The sequence below is a fragment of the Paenibacillus sp. MAEPY2 genome, assembly GCF_000499205.1.
GTDB classification, from domain to species: Bacteria; Bacillota; Bacilli; order Paenibacillales; family Paenibacillaceae; genus Paenibacillus; species Paenibacillus vandeheii.
In genome coordinates this window covers 186054-201523 of record NZ_AWUK01000004.1, presented here as the reverse complement: position 1 = coordinate 201523, position 15470 = coordinate 186054, and the positions used below count along the sequence as shown (strand labels likewise).

The 15470-nt window shown below is 45.6% G+C and carries 17 protein-coding genes; 13 read left to right on the top strand and 4 right to left on the bottom strand.

Features of this window, described 5'->3' with window-relative positions; genetic code table 11:
• Positions 1–43 precede the first annotated feature (43 nt).
• The gene (locus tag P364_RS0102425) at positions 44–1084 is read left to right on the top strand and encodes an NAD(P)/FAD-dependent oxidoreductase (RefSeq protein WP_024628573.1); all 1041 of its coding nucleotides are present in this window, start codon (positions 44–46) and stop codon (positions 1082–1084) included.
• Between the two features lie 81 nt (positions 1085–1165).
• Here P364_RS0102425 and P364_RS0102420 read toward each other — a convergent pair whose 3' ends face one another.
• Positions 1166–2002, bottom strand: a complete 837-nt coding sequence (locus P364_RS0102420) for a sulfurtransferase (protein ID WP_024628572.1) — start codon at positions 2000–2002, stop codon at positions 1166–1168.
• 100 nt (positions 2003–2102) lie between these two features.
• Positions 2103–3047, bottom strand: coding sequence for a DMT family transporter (locus P364_RS0102415; protein ID WP_024628571.1), 945 nt, complete (start codon positions 3045–3047; stop codon positions 2103–2105).
• Positions 3048–3276: 229 nt separating this feature from the next.
• Between P364_RS0102415 and P364_RS0102410 the strand changes: the two genes are divergently transcribed.
• The 9 genes from P364_RS0102410 (at position 3277) to sigK (ending at position 11706) form a co-directional block, all read left to right on the top strand.
• Positions 3277–4179 (top strand): polysaccharide deacetylase family protein, encoded by a 903-nt coding sequence (locus tag P364_RS0102410; RefSeq protein ID WP_236642202.1) that lies wholly within the window; start codon positions 3277–3279, stop codon positions 4177–4179.
• A gap of 75 nt (positions 4180–4254) precedes the next feature.
• The gene (locus P364_RS0102405; protein ID WP_024628569.1) at positions 4255–4908 is read left to right on the top strand and encodes a YkyA family protein; all 654 of its coding nucleotides are present in this window, start codon (positions 4255–4257) and stop codon (positions 4906–4908) included.
• A 141-nt stretch (positions 4909–5049) separates the two neighbouring features.
• A complete protein-coding gene (locus P364_RS0102400; protein ID WP_024628568.1) occupies positions 5050–5940 on the top strand; it encodes a hypothetical protein in 891 nt (296 codons plus the stop codon).
• Between the two features lie 250 nt (positions 5941–6190).
• Complete coding sequence (locus P364_RS0102395) at positions 6191–6637, top strand: GNAT family N-acetyltransferase (protein ID WP_024628567.1); 447 nt, start codon at positions 6191–6193, stop codon at positions 6635–6637.
• Positions 6638–6861: 224 nt separating this feature from the next.
• On the top strand, positions 6862–7785 hold the full coding sequence (locus P364_RS0102390; RefSeq protein WP_024628566.1) for an ADP-ribosylglycohydrolase family protein: 924 nt from the start codon (positions 6862–6864) through the stop codon (positions 7783–7785).
• A gap of 25 nt (positions 7786–7810) precedes the next feature.
• A complete protein-coding gene (locus tag P364_RS0102385) occupies positions 7811–9061 on the top strand; it encodes an MFS transporter (RefSeq protein ID WP_024628565.1) in 1251 nt (416 codons plus the stop codon).
• A 153-nt stretch (positions 9062–9214) separates the two neighbouring features.
• Complete coding sequence (locus P364_RS35990; protein ID WP_024628564.1) at positions 9215–10288, top strand: DUF3298 and DUF4163 domain-containing protein; 1074 nt, start codon at positions 9215–9217, stop codon at positions 10286–10288.
• Between the two features lie 407 nt (positions 10289–10695).
• Positions 10696–10875, top strand: a complete 180-nt coding sequence (locus tag P364_RS0102370; protein ID WP_024628562.1) for a hypothetical protein — start codon at positions 10696–10698, stop codon at positions 10873–10875.
• Positions 10876–11004: 129 nt separating this feature from the next.
• A complete protein-coding gene (gene sigK, locus P364_RS0102365; protein ID WP_024628561.1) occupies positions 11005–11706 on the top strand; it encodes an RNA polymerase sporulation sigma factor SigK in 702 nt (233 codons plus the stop codon).
• A gap of 137 nt (positions 11707–11843) precedes the next feature.
• Here sigK and P364_RS37510 read toward each other — a convergent pair whose 3' ends face one another.
• Complete coding sequence (locus P364_RS37510) at positions 11844–11984, bottom strand: hypothetical protein (protein WP_161634255.1); 141 nt, start codon at positions 11982–11984, stop codon at positions 11844–11846.
• Positions 11985–12247: 263 nt separating this feature from the next.
• Positions 12248–12814 (bottom strand): DUF421 domain-containing protein, encoded by a 567-nt coding sequence (locus P364_RS0102355; RefSeq protein ID WP_024628559.1) that lies wholly within the window; start codon positions 12812–12814, stop codon positions 12248–12250.
• Between the two features lie 267 nt (positions 12815–13081).
• On the opposite strand from P364_RS0102355, the gene P364_RS35985 reads away from it, so the two are divergent.
• The 3 genes from P364_RS35985 to P364_RS0102340 all read left to right on the top strand — a co-directional run bounded on the left by P364_RS35985 (position 13082) and on the right by P364_RS0102340 (position 15350).
• Positions 13082–13546 (top strand): HEAT repeat domain-containing protein, encoded by a 465-nt coding sequence (locus tag P364_RS35985; protein WP_161634254.1) that lies wholly within the window; start codon positions 13082–13084, stop codon positions 13544–13546.
• A gap of 76 nt (positions 13547–13622) precedes the next feature.
• Entirely contained in the window at positions 13623–14285 is a 663-nt protein-coding gene (rnhA, locus tag P364_RS0102345) for a ribonuclease H (RefSeq protein ID WP_024628557.1), read from the top strand.
• 195 nt (positions 14286–14480) lie between these two features.
• Positions 14481–15350 carry an alpha/beta fold hydrolase gene (locus P364_RS0102340; RefSeq protein ID WP_024628556.1) on the top strand — a complete coding sequence of 290 codons (870 nt, stop codon included), beginning with the start codon at positions 14481–14483 and terminating at the stop codon, positions 15348–15350.
• Positions 15351–15470 lie beyond the last annotated feature (120 nt).

Sequence of the window (15470 nt, the reverse complement as noted above, 5' to 3'; positions counted from 1 at the left end):
ATCATAACGCCTATGTTATAATGGTGAAAAGGAGGAGTCATTATTGAATAAACAAAAAATTGTCATTATTGGCGCAGGGATTGTCGGGGCGTCCATGGCCTATCATCTGGCCAAACGAAACCAGGATGTAACCCTTATTGAACGACACCCCGCGGCGGCGTGTGAAGTCACGGATAAGTCTTTTGCCTGGATACATACTTCTCATAGAGTGGCTCCCGAATACTGGCATTTGTACGATGCAGCTTTGGAAGAATATCATGCGCTTCAGCAGGAGATACCCGAATTAAAAATTCATTGGCATGGAGCGCTGACTTGGGACACTCCGCCCCTAAGGGAGCAACTCCACTTTCAAAATATAAATCGGGAGCAGCTTGAAGCATTGGAGCCAAATCTGAAGGAATATCCGGATGAAGCGATGTATGTTAGCGAAGAAGGTGCAGTAGACCCTGTAGTGTTAACGGAGCTGTTGTTGAACAAAGCGCAGGAGTACGGAGCAAAGGTTCAGTTCGATACCAACGTTACACAACTGCAGCAAGAAGATTCCCGCCTGGTTGGCGTCCATACGTCCAAAGGTTTTCTGGAGTCGGATGTCGTGGTATTGGCCGCAGGTACAGGTGTCTCCGAACTTTGCAACCCGTTAGGTTGTTCCGTGCCGGTAACGTCGTCGCCCTCCATTCTGATTCGGATGAAAACGACGAATAAACTGATCCATACATTGATCTCGAATGCGCAATTTGAAGCGCGTCAACTGACAGATTATACGCTGCTGGCTGCGGAAGATTATATCGACGAGTCGGAGGAAAACGGACCAGAGGCTGTTGGTAAGCGAGCATTCGACACGTTGCGTCGCAGTCTGAAGGACGGGAATCAACTGGAACTGGAAAGCATAAAGGTCGGTCTGAGACCTATGCCTGAAGACGGCTATCCAATCGTGGGTTTCCAAGATCACATAAAGGGACTTTATCTGACGGTGATGCATTCTGCAATTACGCTGGCTCCGCTGATTGCACGTTTTGCTGCAAGTGAAATCATCGATCGGGAATCAAGAAGTGAATTAGACCCTTGTCGACTCTCCCGATTTTAGGACCACATTAAAAAGAAAAAGAGTACATCGCCACTTGACCGATGTACTCCAACTTACCTACAGCATATCTGCTCAATTCTTCTATTCCTCTCCGGTAGCCACCGGATTCTCTTCATAACTAATCCAATCGCTCCAGCTTCCGGAATACAACTTCACATTTGAATATCCCGCTTCTTCGAGCGCAATCACATTGGGGCAGGCCGAGACGCCAGAACCACAATACACAATAATCGCGCCATCTTTGTCCAGTTTGCTGAAACGTTCTTCCAACGCTCCAGCACCTGTCCAGCGTCCTTCCGAGTTCAACACATCTTTCCAAAAATAATTCAGTGCGCCCGGAATATGTCCAGCCTTGGTATCAATCGGTTCCTCTAATCCAGCATAGCGGCGGGCATCGCGGGAATCGATCAGCACAGCTGAGCCGTCAGTAGACGCCTTTTGCATATCCTCAACACTCGCCAGCAGTCCTGGCTGCACATTCACTTCAAACGAAGCCGGAATCTGAACAGGCACATCCGTGGTCACCGGGAACTTGGCATTCTGCCAGGCAGAGAAGCCTTCGTCCATAACATACACCTGTTCATGTCCCAGATAACGAAGTAACCACCACAACCGCGATGCGTTCATACCACCTTGGTCATCGTAGGCAATAATGCGTGCATTCGAGCCGATGCCAGCTTTGGAGAGGCGATTTGCCAGTTCAGCCGGATCTGGAAGCGGGTGACGCCCTCCGTGTGTGGATACGGGAGCGGACAGATCCTTTTCCAGATCCAGATAAACTGCACCTGGAATATGCCCCGCATCATAAGCTTCTCTCCCGGCATTGGGTTGACCAAGCAGGAATCGGCAATCGGCAATGACGACATCCGGTTCGTACATTCTGGCGAGCAGCCAGCGCATGGATACAATATTTTTCATGAAAACACACCGCCTTATATGTAGTGGGATGGATTCAACCGGAACCTGCGTGATGCAGGTCCCAGTTGTTTTTTTAGAAATATTCGAATACAAACGCAAGTTACACCACTGTAGGTTCAACAGGCCCTTTTCCAGCTACTGGAGCATCTGAGGGAATGGGTTGTGGTTTGGTTTTGCCATACCGGATGAAGATCCATACCCCGAAAATAATGACAACCCCGGCAGACATTTGAAGCCCATTGAGGGATTCACCGAGTAGCATCCAGGCCAGCAGTGAAGAAAATACAGGTTCCCCCAGTACACCCATGGATACCGTCGTAGCATTCATATATTGAAGCAGCCAATTGAAGAGATAATGACCAAAGATCGTTGGCACGATGGCGAGCAGCAGGAAAATTCCCCACTCGGAAGCCGCATAACCGCCAAACGGGTGACCATTAACCAGATTATATACCGCAAGTGTACAGGCAGCTACGAAAAATACCCAGAAGTTATAGGAGAAGGCACTTAGTCCAGCACGCAAAAACTGTCCTAGCAGCATGTGTACCGCCACAGCGATTGTCCCGAGCAAAGAAAGAATGTCCCCTCGCAGCGCTGTGCCTGCCAACTGGAAATCTCCAGCACCAATAGCGATTGATCCGAGCAGCGCGATACCCATGCCGATGATCATCATGCGGTTGATCTTGGCTTTGAACAGCCAGACGGAACCGGCGAGAATCAATATAGGCTCCAAAGCGAGAATGACCGTTGAACTGGCTACACTCGTGAGCCGAAGCGATCCCATCCAGAGCAGGAAATGGAGGGCCAGCATGACACCGGATGCGAGCAGCAAAGCCCATTGTCTGAAATTCAAACCCATCATCTCATGACGGAATTTCCACACAAAAGGCAGCATGAGCAGATTGGTGAGGAACAGTCGGTACATCGCAATGACGGCGACATCGGCTGTGGACCAACGTACAAAGATGGAAGAAAATGAAATGGCAATAATGCCGACAAAGAATAGCAGAAAGATCGATCTGCCGGCACGGTTCAAGCTAGTCATGGATGTAGCTCCTTCTTGAAGTCAAATGGCGTAAATCAATTTATTATACAGGACAATGCATCCGCAGGAAAAGTATAAGAGAAGAAATAGATAAGTAGATTGTAACCGGGCTTGTAACTATTCTGTCATTCTCCAGGACCATTTTTCTATTAATCTTCTATATAGAGACATGAAACGATATAATGTACCAATAATCGGGAAAAAATGAAAGTAAGGAAGTGGCCTGGAAGTGAGAGTTCAACAACAGAGAGCGGGAGAGAGTGGCGGCATTCCGCATAGAACAAGCCGAACCAAGACGCATGGACGAAGAAGAATCCGGTATGGGAGACTGAGTGCTGCACTGGTGCTTCTGGCACTGCTCATTATCGGTTTAACATATGCATTCATTGGCATGACGCACTGGATCAAGGATTATGTAGCACCCCCTCCAGTAGCTGCAATTGAACAGCCAACCAAGCTTGGCATGATTGAAATGACTCCGGAGTCCAAAGAGGAGCCTGCGCGGTTCCAGGGTCAGGTGCGCAAGCTGGCATACATAACGTTTGATGATGGACCAAGTGAATATACCGATCAACTACTGGATATTTTGAAGCAGCATGAGGCAAAGGCAACCTTTTTCATGATTGGGCGCCAGTTGAATCAGCACAAGGAAGCGGTGGAGCGGCTTGTCAAAGAGGGCAGTTATCCTGGTCTTCACAGCATGACACATAACTATAACAAATTGTATAAGAGCGGAACCTCCGCTAATTTTGTGAAGGAGTTCAAGAAGGAGCAGAAGATGGTCCATGACCTCATTGGCTTCACACCACACCTGATTCGTGCTCCGTATGGAAGTAGCCCACAGATTGGAGAAGACTTCAGGGGCGACATTGCCGCGGCCGGATTCAAAATGTGGGATTGGACTACCGATTCTCTCGATTGGAATTTACCGGGTCAGCCGGACAAAATCGTGGAACGTGTCAGCAGTAGTGTGCACCGGGATAAGGAAGTGATCCTGATGCATGAGCGGGAACAGACCGTAGAGGCACTGCCGCGCATTTTAAAACTGCTTGAAGATCGGGGCTATGAGTTTGAGGTCTACGATCCGAGCGCCCATTGGGTAGCTAATTTTAGCGGGGATACCCGGTTATAAACAGGCATTTTGCATAAATACTGAAATAAGCGATAAGTCATCGAGCGATAGATGCAAGAGAGGAGGCACCCCGAGGTGCTTAGAAGAAAAAAGATAGCTCTGGCCGGGGTCAGCATATTGCTGGCTCTGCTTGTCAGTGCTTGCGGTCAGCCGCAGGTTCCTGCGGCAAATCAAGTCAATCAACTAATTCTTACCGATCAGGAGATGAACCAGAGCCTGAAGGAGATTGTCCGTCATGAACGGGAAGACATGGAGTTGTACGGATCGATTTTGAGTAAAGGAAAGAATAGAAACAGTAACCTGGAGGCTCTGCTGGATCAGGCGGACGGACATATTTCCGAGCGAAGAACTCTGCTTGAACAGGCTGAAGCGGTAATGAGCAGGACAAAAGAACAGATGGAAGAACTGCGAACTTCGCTGGATCAGTTATCCTTTGAAAAAGAAGAGAACCTGGCTCAGGCTCACACGGTATTGGATCAATATGAGCAAAGAGCTGCGTCGTTTGCAGCGTTTGTTGCTTCCTACAGACAGAGTCTTGATGCGGACGAGCAATTATATTCATTGATGAGAGGCAGCGTGGAGCCTAATCTGGTCAAGATCAAACGTGCGATTCGGGAACGGAACAGCCAATATGCCAAAGTGGCCGAGTTAAGACAACAGTTCAACAAGCAGACGAAAGCGTTCAACGGAGCCAACGCAAAGCTTGTGAAAATGGAGCAAGCCGGCTGATTACTCATGGTGTTAACGGGCTATTGAACATTTGCATGATTGAGCGTCTTGTCAGCCGTGTAAGTAATACTAAGCTGTCAAGTTAACAAGTCAGGCAACATGGACAAGCATCATTGCGTATAAGCTAACGGAGGTGTTCATATGCGAAATACTATGAATATTAGTGCATCATTACTTGTTTTGGTTATGGGATTCTCGCTTGTGGCCTGCGGCAACAGTAGCCCTACTGCTCAGCCACCCGCGAATAATACAGAAGAACAGACGACGGCACCAGGGAAACAGCCTGAGGAGAGTGCTGTGATCGAAGCTGAAGGCATTTTGACCGGATGGGCAGACCCGCACACGGTTGAAATTCGTGTGAATGAGGAACCAATGTCTTTCCAGGTGGGTGAGGATGTGCAGAAGTCTTTTGATGACATTGACGATGAAGATTCCGTTCAATTCAAATATGTAGAGAAGGCCATTAAAGGCGACACGACGGTCAAACAATTGGTGCTTACGGAAATTACCAAGGTCAAGTCCGATGATGACAATAACGGTTCGAATGCAGGCGGTAATGTTACCTCGGATCGTCCAAAGACGTCTGAGTTGGAAGTGACTGTAGAAGGCATGACCGAAAAGCGTCCGGTTACATTGGCTCAAGCCAAAGGTTACTCGTTATATGTCTTTGAACCAATGACATTTGATGCGGACGATCATGAATTGACCATGAAGATTGATCCGGATTACGAGGTAGAGATTGAAAAACTGCCTTCGGATTATAACCTGAATGAACTGAAGGTGGATGCGAAGAAAGAACTGTCAGAAACCGGAGCGGTTGAGCAATTAAGTGAGGAAAAGCTTAGCAATGGCCCGATGAAAGAGGCAAAATTGTTCATGATGTCTCAAAATAATAAGAAAACAGAGTACTTCATCGTAAAAGAGCTGGATGGCACTGGCTTCGCTTTCCATATCCATGCACCGGTTGGCGAACCATCAGAAGGCTTCCTGCCAATGGTTTATGCCTCCATTAATTCCATCATGCACGAGTAAGCGTGCTTGGATAATGAATATGTATGCCGTGAATTTTGGAATAAGCAAATTTTAAATCACAGATGATATGAGGCAGTCTGTTCCTTGGAAACAAGAGAGCAGGCTGCTTTTATGTATCATTTCATTTTATCTGTTTATCTGTTTAGTTCCTCGTCCAATTGTATTTTTCTTGTCAATCGATGCAAAAATGAATTACCATTTAATTCAGCTATATCAAATCCTGGGGCGAATGAGGGGTTATTAAATGCGAATGCGAGAAAGAAAGATAAGGGATATCCGGGTGACAGATGTTCATGATATTTATTTGCTGAATCAGGAATTTAACCCGAATTTGCATGTATTCTCCGAGCAGCAGGTTAAGGCAAAGATTGAAGTCATTACAACGAAAACCAATGATAAGATTTTGGTGTGTGAGCAGGATAACGAAGTTATTGGCTACATCCATGGAAGTCCATATGAGTTGCTTTTTGCCGACTCCCTACTGAATATTTTGGGCTTTGTTGTGAAGGAAAAGGCTAGAAATCAGGGTACAGGCAGCCTGTTGATCGAGTCTCTGGAGCAATGGGGAAAGAATAACGGCTACTCCGGAATTAAACTACTGTCACATCCAAGTCGAATCCCGGCTCACCAATTTTACGAACATCGTGGATATGTATTTACAAAGGATCAGAAAAATTTTATTAAAACATTTCAATAGATTATCTTTTTAATAGAGCCGGAAGGAACGATGCGATAGGCATTGTCCCTCCCGGCTTTTTGCTGTATGTCTGTTCAGTTTGCTGGGCCAAACCCATTTGGCCTATTCTGTGTCGGTTAAATTTGCAATCGACTTACGTATTAAACTTCTTTACGCCATATTAGGCCATGTGGGAGAATGGAGGAAGTTATTTGAGTAGTTGAATCGCAGAGGAGGGATCGACGATGCTGCTAAAGGATCGTTTCCAAGGTTGTTTCATTGGACTTGCCGCGGGAGATGCACTGGGAACTACAGTGGAATTCAGCAGTCCTGGCACGTTTGAGCCTGTTACCGATATTGTGGGCGGAGGTGTATTTGATCTGGCTCCGGGACAATGGACGGATGATACGTCGATGGCCCTCTGTCTGGCCGAAAGCCTGGTGAGAAAAGAGAGCTTCGATCCAGCGGACCAGATGCGCAGATATACGAATTGGTACCAGGTCGGTTATATGAGCAGTACGGGAACCTGCTTTGATATTGGCGGTGCTACCCGCAATGCACTTGAGCGGTTTGTGGCAACCGGTGAAGCGTATAGTGGCTCAACCGACCCGATGACCGCGGGCAATGGTTCGATCATGCGGCTCGCACCTATTGCCATGGCATATGCCAACGAGCCGGATCAGGCAGTGCGGTATGCTCGGTTGAGTTCCAGAACGACACATGCCGCTGTTGAAAGTGTGGAAGCATGCGAAGTGCTGACGGCGATATTGGTTGCAGGACTGCGCGGAGCGGACAAGGACGTCATGCTGCAGCCTCAAACCTGTCGCCAGTGGAGGGACGAGAAATCATTTTCACCCGCGATTGAAGAAGTTGTCCAAGGATCATACCGCCATAAAGCACCGCCTGAAATTCAGGGGAGCGGTTATGTTGTTCGTTCACTTGAAGCAGCGTTATGGGCATTCCACCAATCCTCGACCTTCGAGGAAGGTGCGCTTCTGGCAGTGAATCTGGGTGATGATGCGGACACCACGGGAGCGGTGTATGGGCAAATTGCCGGAGCCTATTATGGATTGAGCGGTATCCCGGCACACTGGCAAGAGAAGCTGGCCATGCGAAATACGCTGATTGAATTGACGGAGGCATTGTGGTCAAAGGCGGAAACAAGATAGAAGAGACAGGAGAAGAGAACATCATATGCGTAAGTCAGAATCATCTAAAACGGAATTGGGAGTTTCGAAATCCGCTAAGCGAGAGGCGTTTCCCTTATCCCTTTTATGCCTGACGGTAGGGGCCTTTGCTATTGGCATGACGGAATTTATTATTATGGGGCTACTGCCCAATGTAGCAACGGATTTGAATGTGAGCATTCCGCAGGCTGGACAACTGATTACGGGTTATGCGCTTGGCGTGGCGGTTGGTGCGCCGATACTGACTGTGTTCACCCACAAGATTCCGCAGAAAAAACTGCTGGTGCTGCTGATGTGTATTTTTATCATCGGTAACGCGTTGTCTGTTATTGCTCCGACTTATGGGCTGCTTATCTCGGCACGTATTCTGACGGCATTTGCCCATGGTACGTTTCTGGGAGTAGGCTCGCTGATGGCAACACGGCTGGTTGCACCGGAGAGAAGGGCAGGGGCGGTATCCGTTGTACTGGCTGGATTAACGATTGCCAACATTATTGGTGTGCCTTTTGGAACATTTATCGGGCAACAGCTCGGGTGGCGTTCATCGTTTGGGGCCATTACCATTCTAGGCATCATCTCATTGATTGGCATCATTCGTTTCATTCCGGTGATCCAGCAGGGACCCCCAGCAAATCTGGGCCAGCAATTCCGGAATCTGGTTCGACCACAGGTGTTATTGATACTACTTATTGGTGCGCTGGGTTGTGGAAGTCTTTTCGCTGTGTTCACCTATATTACACCGATGCTAGTCGATATTAGTGGTTTTGCTGAGCAAAGCGTAACCTGGATTCTGGTGCTGTTCGGTGTCGGGGTTACTTTGGGCAATATACTTGGGGGCCGTCTGGCGGACTGGAAGCTGATGCCTTCCCTGATGGTTAACTTCGGTATACTGGCAGTTCTGTTGGCAGCATTAACGCTGACGCTGGACAATCCGTATCTGGCGGTAATCACCATATTTTGTTGGGGCGTTGCGGCATTTGGTATTATGCCAGGGCTGCAAATTCGAATTATGAATATGACCCGTGAAGCACCGCTGCTGGCGACAACGTCGAGTCACTCAGCTTTTAATCTGGGTAACGCAGGCGGTGCCTATTTGGGCGGGTTTGCAATTACGCATACGGGGCTCATCTCGGTACCGTTGTATGCAGCAGTTATTGCGGCACTTGGACTTGTGGGATTATTCGTTAGCGTGACAAGGGAACGCAAAACTAGGTTACCGGAAATCGCCGATGCTGTAGAGCCGGCACCAGTGAATTAAATATAGACAGGTAGATGCAGCCTTCACTCCGCATTGACATGTGGGATGGAGGCTGTTCTATGGATGGATTACAGTTTCAACTAGAAAAAGACAAACCAGCCAAGTTACAGTATTATTGGTATATCATAATAATTAGAAAGGATGGATTTCAATTTGAACAAAACATTTGCTATGTTAATAAGCCTCTTATTAGTGTTTCTATTTATAATCCCAATAAGTGATGCGAATGCAGCCGGGTCGAGCACAGTAAAGACAAAAATCTATTCGTATAAAGGCCAAAAGTATGTTCAAATTATTGGCGGAGAACAAAAGGTCAGGGATAAAATAAATAAAACACTCAAAATCCATGCCGTAAATGCCGCTATACAGAATACATATCTAAAAAAACAGCAAGATTACTTTTACTGGAATACCACTGCACAGACTAAATACAATCAAAACAATTTACTTTCTATCGTATATACAGATTATTATTTCAGAGGCGGCGCACACGGGTATGAAGAAGTAACGACTTATAATTATGATCTAACAACAGGAAAACGTCTCTACTTGAACCAGGTGGTTCAAACTAATAAACAAGCTGTTAATCTAGCTGAGGGTATTGAATCAGGCCTAAAGAGTAATGAGGATGTCTTCCCGGACAGTTTTTATAACTTTCCCTTGTCTAATACATCCAGCTTTTACTACCAAAACACAGGAATTGTCATAGTATTTAATCCATACGAAGTTGGGCCTTATGCGGCGGGATTTATAGAGGTAAAAGTTCCTTTCTCCAAAATTCAGTCTGAACTGAGCAGGCCATTTTTTGAGTTAAATAAAAACTCCATTCAAGAGTTGAAGAGTGGGAGAATACCGGGGTTTGAAAATATAAGTTTTGGACAAACGAAAGTAGAAGTATCGAAAGCGCTGAAAAGTTCGGGTAGTGAACCCTATTATGAACCGGAAATGGGAGGACTTTTCTGGATATTTGAAGGGGTAGAGTATGCTTCCTTTAATTTTGGGGAGGGAGACACAGACCGTCTTGACCATATTTATTTGAGTTGGAAAACCCTCCCTATGAAAACCTTCAGTGACATTGAGAAGATATTGGGAAAAGGTCAAAAGGGTGAGAACCCTGATATTCAAGGAGAATATTTACTCTCCTATCGTTTTGGGGACACCCGGGTCCATTTCGCCTCCAGTTCAACCGAGGGACTTATTCACGGCATTACAATCTCACATTACTAAGAAAAGATGCTGACTTTGTAATTTCCAAGTGGCGGGGCGGAAACATTGTACCATAGAAAGTCGCTAATCTAGCGGCTTTTTTACTTTCGTTGTAGGAGCTGTTATTTATTATTTCCTGTTTCCACTCGGACTTGAAAGGATCGTTATTGTGAGAAAAAACATTAATTATATTCTGATCTTGCTGATCATTTGGGTAGCGCTACTGTATCCTATTCGTTCTGCGTGGTTTGAAGGTGTAAATCAGATTCCTGAAGATCTTCATGGTATTTATTTACTGTTCTTGTTCTTTGGATATCTTATTTGTTCATCTGGGCTGGGGCTTATGCTTTACAAGATGTGTTTTAAACGAAAAGAATAGTAATTACAGTAGTTGAAATCATTCATTTTTCCAAGGAGAAGGTGACAACTTGTACTACTACAAAGGTGCGTTCAGAGAAACGGACAATTTTATCTATTTCAAAAGTGATGTTCAATTAGTCGAGAATGATGTCGTGATATTTGGTGAGAAGAAGTATTTTATTGATAGTGTCGAGAAAGAATTCCTCATCCTTCAGAAAGTGGGCTCCATCGTTTCAGTGAGTGTATAAATCTTCGCGAATAACTTCCCTTTTTCAAGTGTACGTGCACTTCTGGGCACACGCCTACATACAATAAATCGACCCTGTTCCCACATGTGCTCAGGCCAGATCGTTGTAAAACTGCAGGAGGTGTCATCTGTGCCCGGATTGTTTACCGCAATTGCCCTATTCATCAAAGAGTTAACGTTACTCGTCTCGTATGTCAAAAATAATGCATTTCCCCAGCCACTGGCTGAGGATGATGAAGCCAAACATTTACGCCTTATGGCTGAAGGCAACGCACATTCACGTAATTTGCTTATCGAACACAATCTGCGCCTCGTCGCGCATATCGTCAAGAAATTTGACAATACTGGCGAAGACCAGGAAGACTTGATTTCGATTGGAACGATTGGTTTGATTAAGGCGATCGAAAGTTTTCAACAAGGCAAAGGGACCAAACTCGCTACGTTTGCTGCCCGCTGTATTGAAAACGAAATACTTATGCATTTGCGTTCCCTGAAGAAAACACGCAAAGATGTATCTCTACATGATCCAATCGGAACGGACAAAGAGGGCAATGAAATTACATTAATCGATATTCTCGGAACAGAAGCCGACGACGTTGTAGATAAGGTGCAACTCAAGATTGAAAAAAGTAAGATTTACCGCAATCTCGACATCTTAGATGATCGGGAGAAGGAAGTTGTTATCGGCCGATTCGGCCTTGAGGCAGGCGGGGAAGAGCGCACCCAACGCGAAATAGCCAAGGAACTTGGCATCTCACGCTCCTATGTTTCACGGATTGAGAAGAGGGCGCTAATGAAGCTGTACCATGAATTTTATAAACAAAAGAGCTAGAAATCCAGAACTCTCATTAACCCCGAAATGTAGCCAGCTTTATTCCACAATAGAGCCAATAAAAAATAAGAAGCTTTCCTGGACAATCTTGTCCAAGGGAAGCTTCTTTGGCTAAAGACCAGCTAAACGCATATTTATCAGTATTGCTTTTCGAAGTTAAGCTTCAGCCAATGAAGGATTCGCTCGACTACATCCATATACCGCTGGCCGACGAGCAATCCGGTATGGGTCGTGTCCCACAGCCTTGCATATTCAGCGCCAAGCTGTTCTGCAGTCAATTGACCTCTTCGTTCCTCATCATCGGATTCTACGGCTTTGATGACGAGGCTCGGACATGTAATTAAATCGCCGTTGATGGATACACCTCCGCTTGACCCAAATGCCGATGAGAAGGTGAGAAATGCCTTCGATGACTCTATTTGCAGATATTTACGCTGGAATGCAATGTCTTCTGTAGTTTCGTCGATGCTGCTTTGCTCCTCACGGGCCGGGGGAGGGATGACAATGTCAGGTATAATTCGATTTCTCTCAACTATTTCATTTACTGCATCTTGGAATCAATCGGACGCGAGTGTCCATCCTGGATGACCTCCTGGAACAGTTCTTTGGATTCCGTAGGCCATGTACCTTGCTTCAAAAGTGCTTCCAAATCGCCTATGGTTACCGGGCGTGCGTGTCGTTTGAGCACGTATCCGAGCTGCCCGTTTGGTTCCATCGTGGCTGTTTCCAGATCGGCAATACTTGTAATTCCTTTTTCCCGCAACTGCATCTCCAATTGATCTACCGAATAGCGCATGCGTTTCAAATTCGGCAGATTTAACTTCCCGTCCTCCACGACAACCTTCGATTTTCCACTCATCAGTTTTTCAAACCAATTAAACTTCACTTGCAATTGTTCAACGATCAGGAGCATGAGGATAAATACCGCAGCTGACCCGATTGCTTTGCCAAGCTCATGGTTCGCGATAGGCTGCACAATCGTGGTCCCGATCGAGATAATGATAACGGTGGTGGCGACACTCATCTGCGTGATTGATTTGCGTCCAGCAATCCGCAGTAAAATCATGCCAATCAGTACAAGTAAGATGGATTTCCAGATCCAGTCCATTGGTTGTATTCCTTTCTGCACCAAATCATCTGTTTATTTCTTAGCCTGTTCTTGATTTGGTTGAAATATACAATTGTTTAGGAGGAGAGATATAGATAAGGAAAATAGTCCCGATATTATAAGGACCATTATACTACATCCTAAAATAAGGAAATGGCCGATATTATGATGGAGAGCTTTTTTCTAGCAAAATGAGGAGTGATACAGCGTACAATGTATACGAACATAATACAAAAACACCTTTCCCAAGGAGATATTGAAGGTGCAATGAAGCAAGTAGCAACGATTGGTCAAAAAAAGGATACGTCACAATTGTCTTCCCTGATTGATCTTCTGAAATCTACGGAAAACAAAGACCTTCGCAACGAAATTGCGATCGCTTTATCTGACATTGGAGATGATCGAGCAGTCGAACCTTTAATTGAAGTCATCACAGACCCCAAGACATCAGGAAGCAGAGGCACGTTGCTGTCCGCTCTTGAAAACCTGAATTACATAGTACATATAGAGAACATTATTCCATTTATCGGCGATTCCAGTCTGGAAGTGAGTGCGCAGTCTTTCATGCTGCTGGAGCAAACGATGGATAGCTTATCAGATTCACAAAACCTTAGGTGTCAACAACGAATTGAAATCCAAATCTCAAATAACCAAAGCAAGCTTTTGGAAGTTGCATTGGACATGTTGAAGAAATGGAGGGAATCTGCTGTAGGAACAATAGGAACAAGATGAATCCACTCCTTTCAATCTCACCTCCCCATCGTTTACAATAAGGAATTGAAAGCAGCAGATGAAGGAGCGGGTCATATTGGCAAAGCAGAAATACTATGTCGTTTGGGCAGGAAAGCAGCCTGGGATATACAGCACATGGGCGGAATGCAAAGCACAGACGGATCATTTTACCGGAGCAAAATATAAATCGTATGAATCGAAAGCTGCTGCCGAAGAGGCGTATCGTGCGGGATGGAAAGGAAACTGGGGTACGGGAGCAAGCGGATCAGGCAGTGCATCGAAGACGAAGTCTGGCAGTAGCGGAAGAAGCGCAGGCATGGAGACCTCTGCAGAAATCGACTATGACAGCATCTCGGTTGATGTGGGTACGCGCGGGAATCCAGGGCCGGTGGAATATAAAGGCGTAGATACCCGCACGGGTGAGATTATTTTCTCCGTTGGGCCAATCTCCAAAGGTACAAACAACCTTGGTGAATTTCTGGCCATCGTACATGCCTTGGCATATCTGAAAAAAGAGGGAAGCACCAAGACAGTCTATACGGACTCTGTCAATGCGATGAAATGGTTAAAGCAAAAAGCGGTGTCCACGACACTCGCAAGGGATGCTTCCACGGAAGAGATTTGGCTGATGATTGACCGTGCAGAGCAGTGGCTCCGAACGAATACGTACAGCAATAAAGTGCTAAAATGGCAGACCAAGCAGTGGGGCGAAATCAAGGCAGATTACGGCCGAAAATAGCCCTATTTCTCTACAATTTCTGTATTATTAATTTTCTATGAGAAACGATGTTTACAATTTCCAGTTTCCATTCTATAATCAGTTCATTATGATAAGTTACACATATGAAGGAGCCTGTCATCAGCGGGCTCTTTTATATTTATGGACCATTAAATCCATAGATTGTTAAAAGAGTATACTTTGCAGGAGGCAGACATGAGTTCCATTTATAGAAGTGAAGAAGGCAAGAGCAGCATACTTGAGGAATACGAAGCGTATGTTGAGCAATTGGGCGATGGTTTTACACGAGAGTACGTCGAGACACGTTTTGGACAAACGCATGTTTTATTAACAGGTCCAGAAGACGGTAAGCCGTTATTTATTCTCCAGGGCGGAAATTGTGTGAATCCGATGACGTTGTCATGGTTCTCTTCCCTATTCAAAGAATACCGGATCATCGCGCCGGATACGATCGGTCATCCAGGCTACAGTGAAGAAACACGAATTTCGGCAAGGTTTGATAGTTTGGCTTTGTGGATTTCTGATTTGCTGGACCACTACAAGATCGAAAAAAGTGCGTTTATCGGACCTTCCTTTGGAGGCGGAATTATCCTAAGACTGGCAACCTACATTCCGGACCGAATTGCATGTTCTGTTCTGGTAGCACCCGCTGGCTTGGCCGTGGGATCCAAAATTAAAATGGCTCAGGATATCGTGCTGCCACTCGTCACGTACAGAATGACTTCTTCTCCTACTTCTTTGCAAAAGATCGCGGATATCATGTCATGCAGCTGTATGAAGGAAATAGATAAAAATATTATCGGGAAAATCTTCAAATACGTCAGTTTGGAGCAGGATATGCCGAAGCTTACGGAGCAGGAGGAACTGGTGAATTATACATCGCCAACACTGCTGCTGGTGGGAGAGAAGGATGTCTTTTTCCCCGCCGATAAGGTTATTGAAAGAGCTCAGAAGATTATTCCGAATGTCAAAGCAGTCAAATACGATACAGGTCATTTTCCATCTCAAGATGTGTTAATCCAGATGAACCAGGAAATTCAGCAATTTTTACAGAAGAATTATTAAATTTAGAATTTTTTCAATATTTCCGCATGAATGTGATTCAAATTGCATCATTTGGTTTATATAGATGGTTGGCGATGAAACGCCTGTCTGTTGGAACTGAATGATGCAACATGCGGCAAG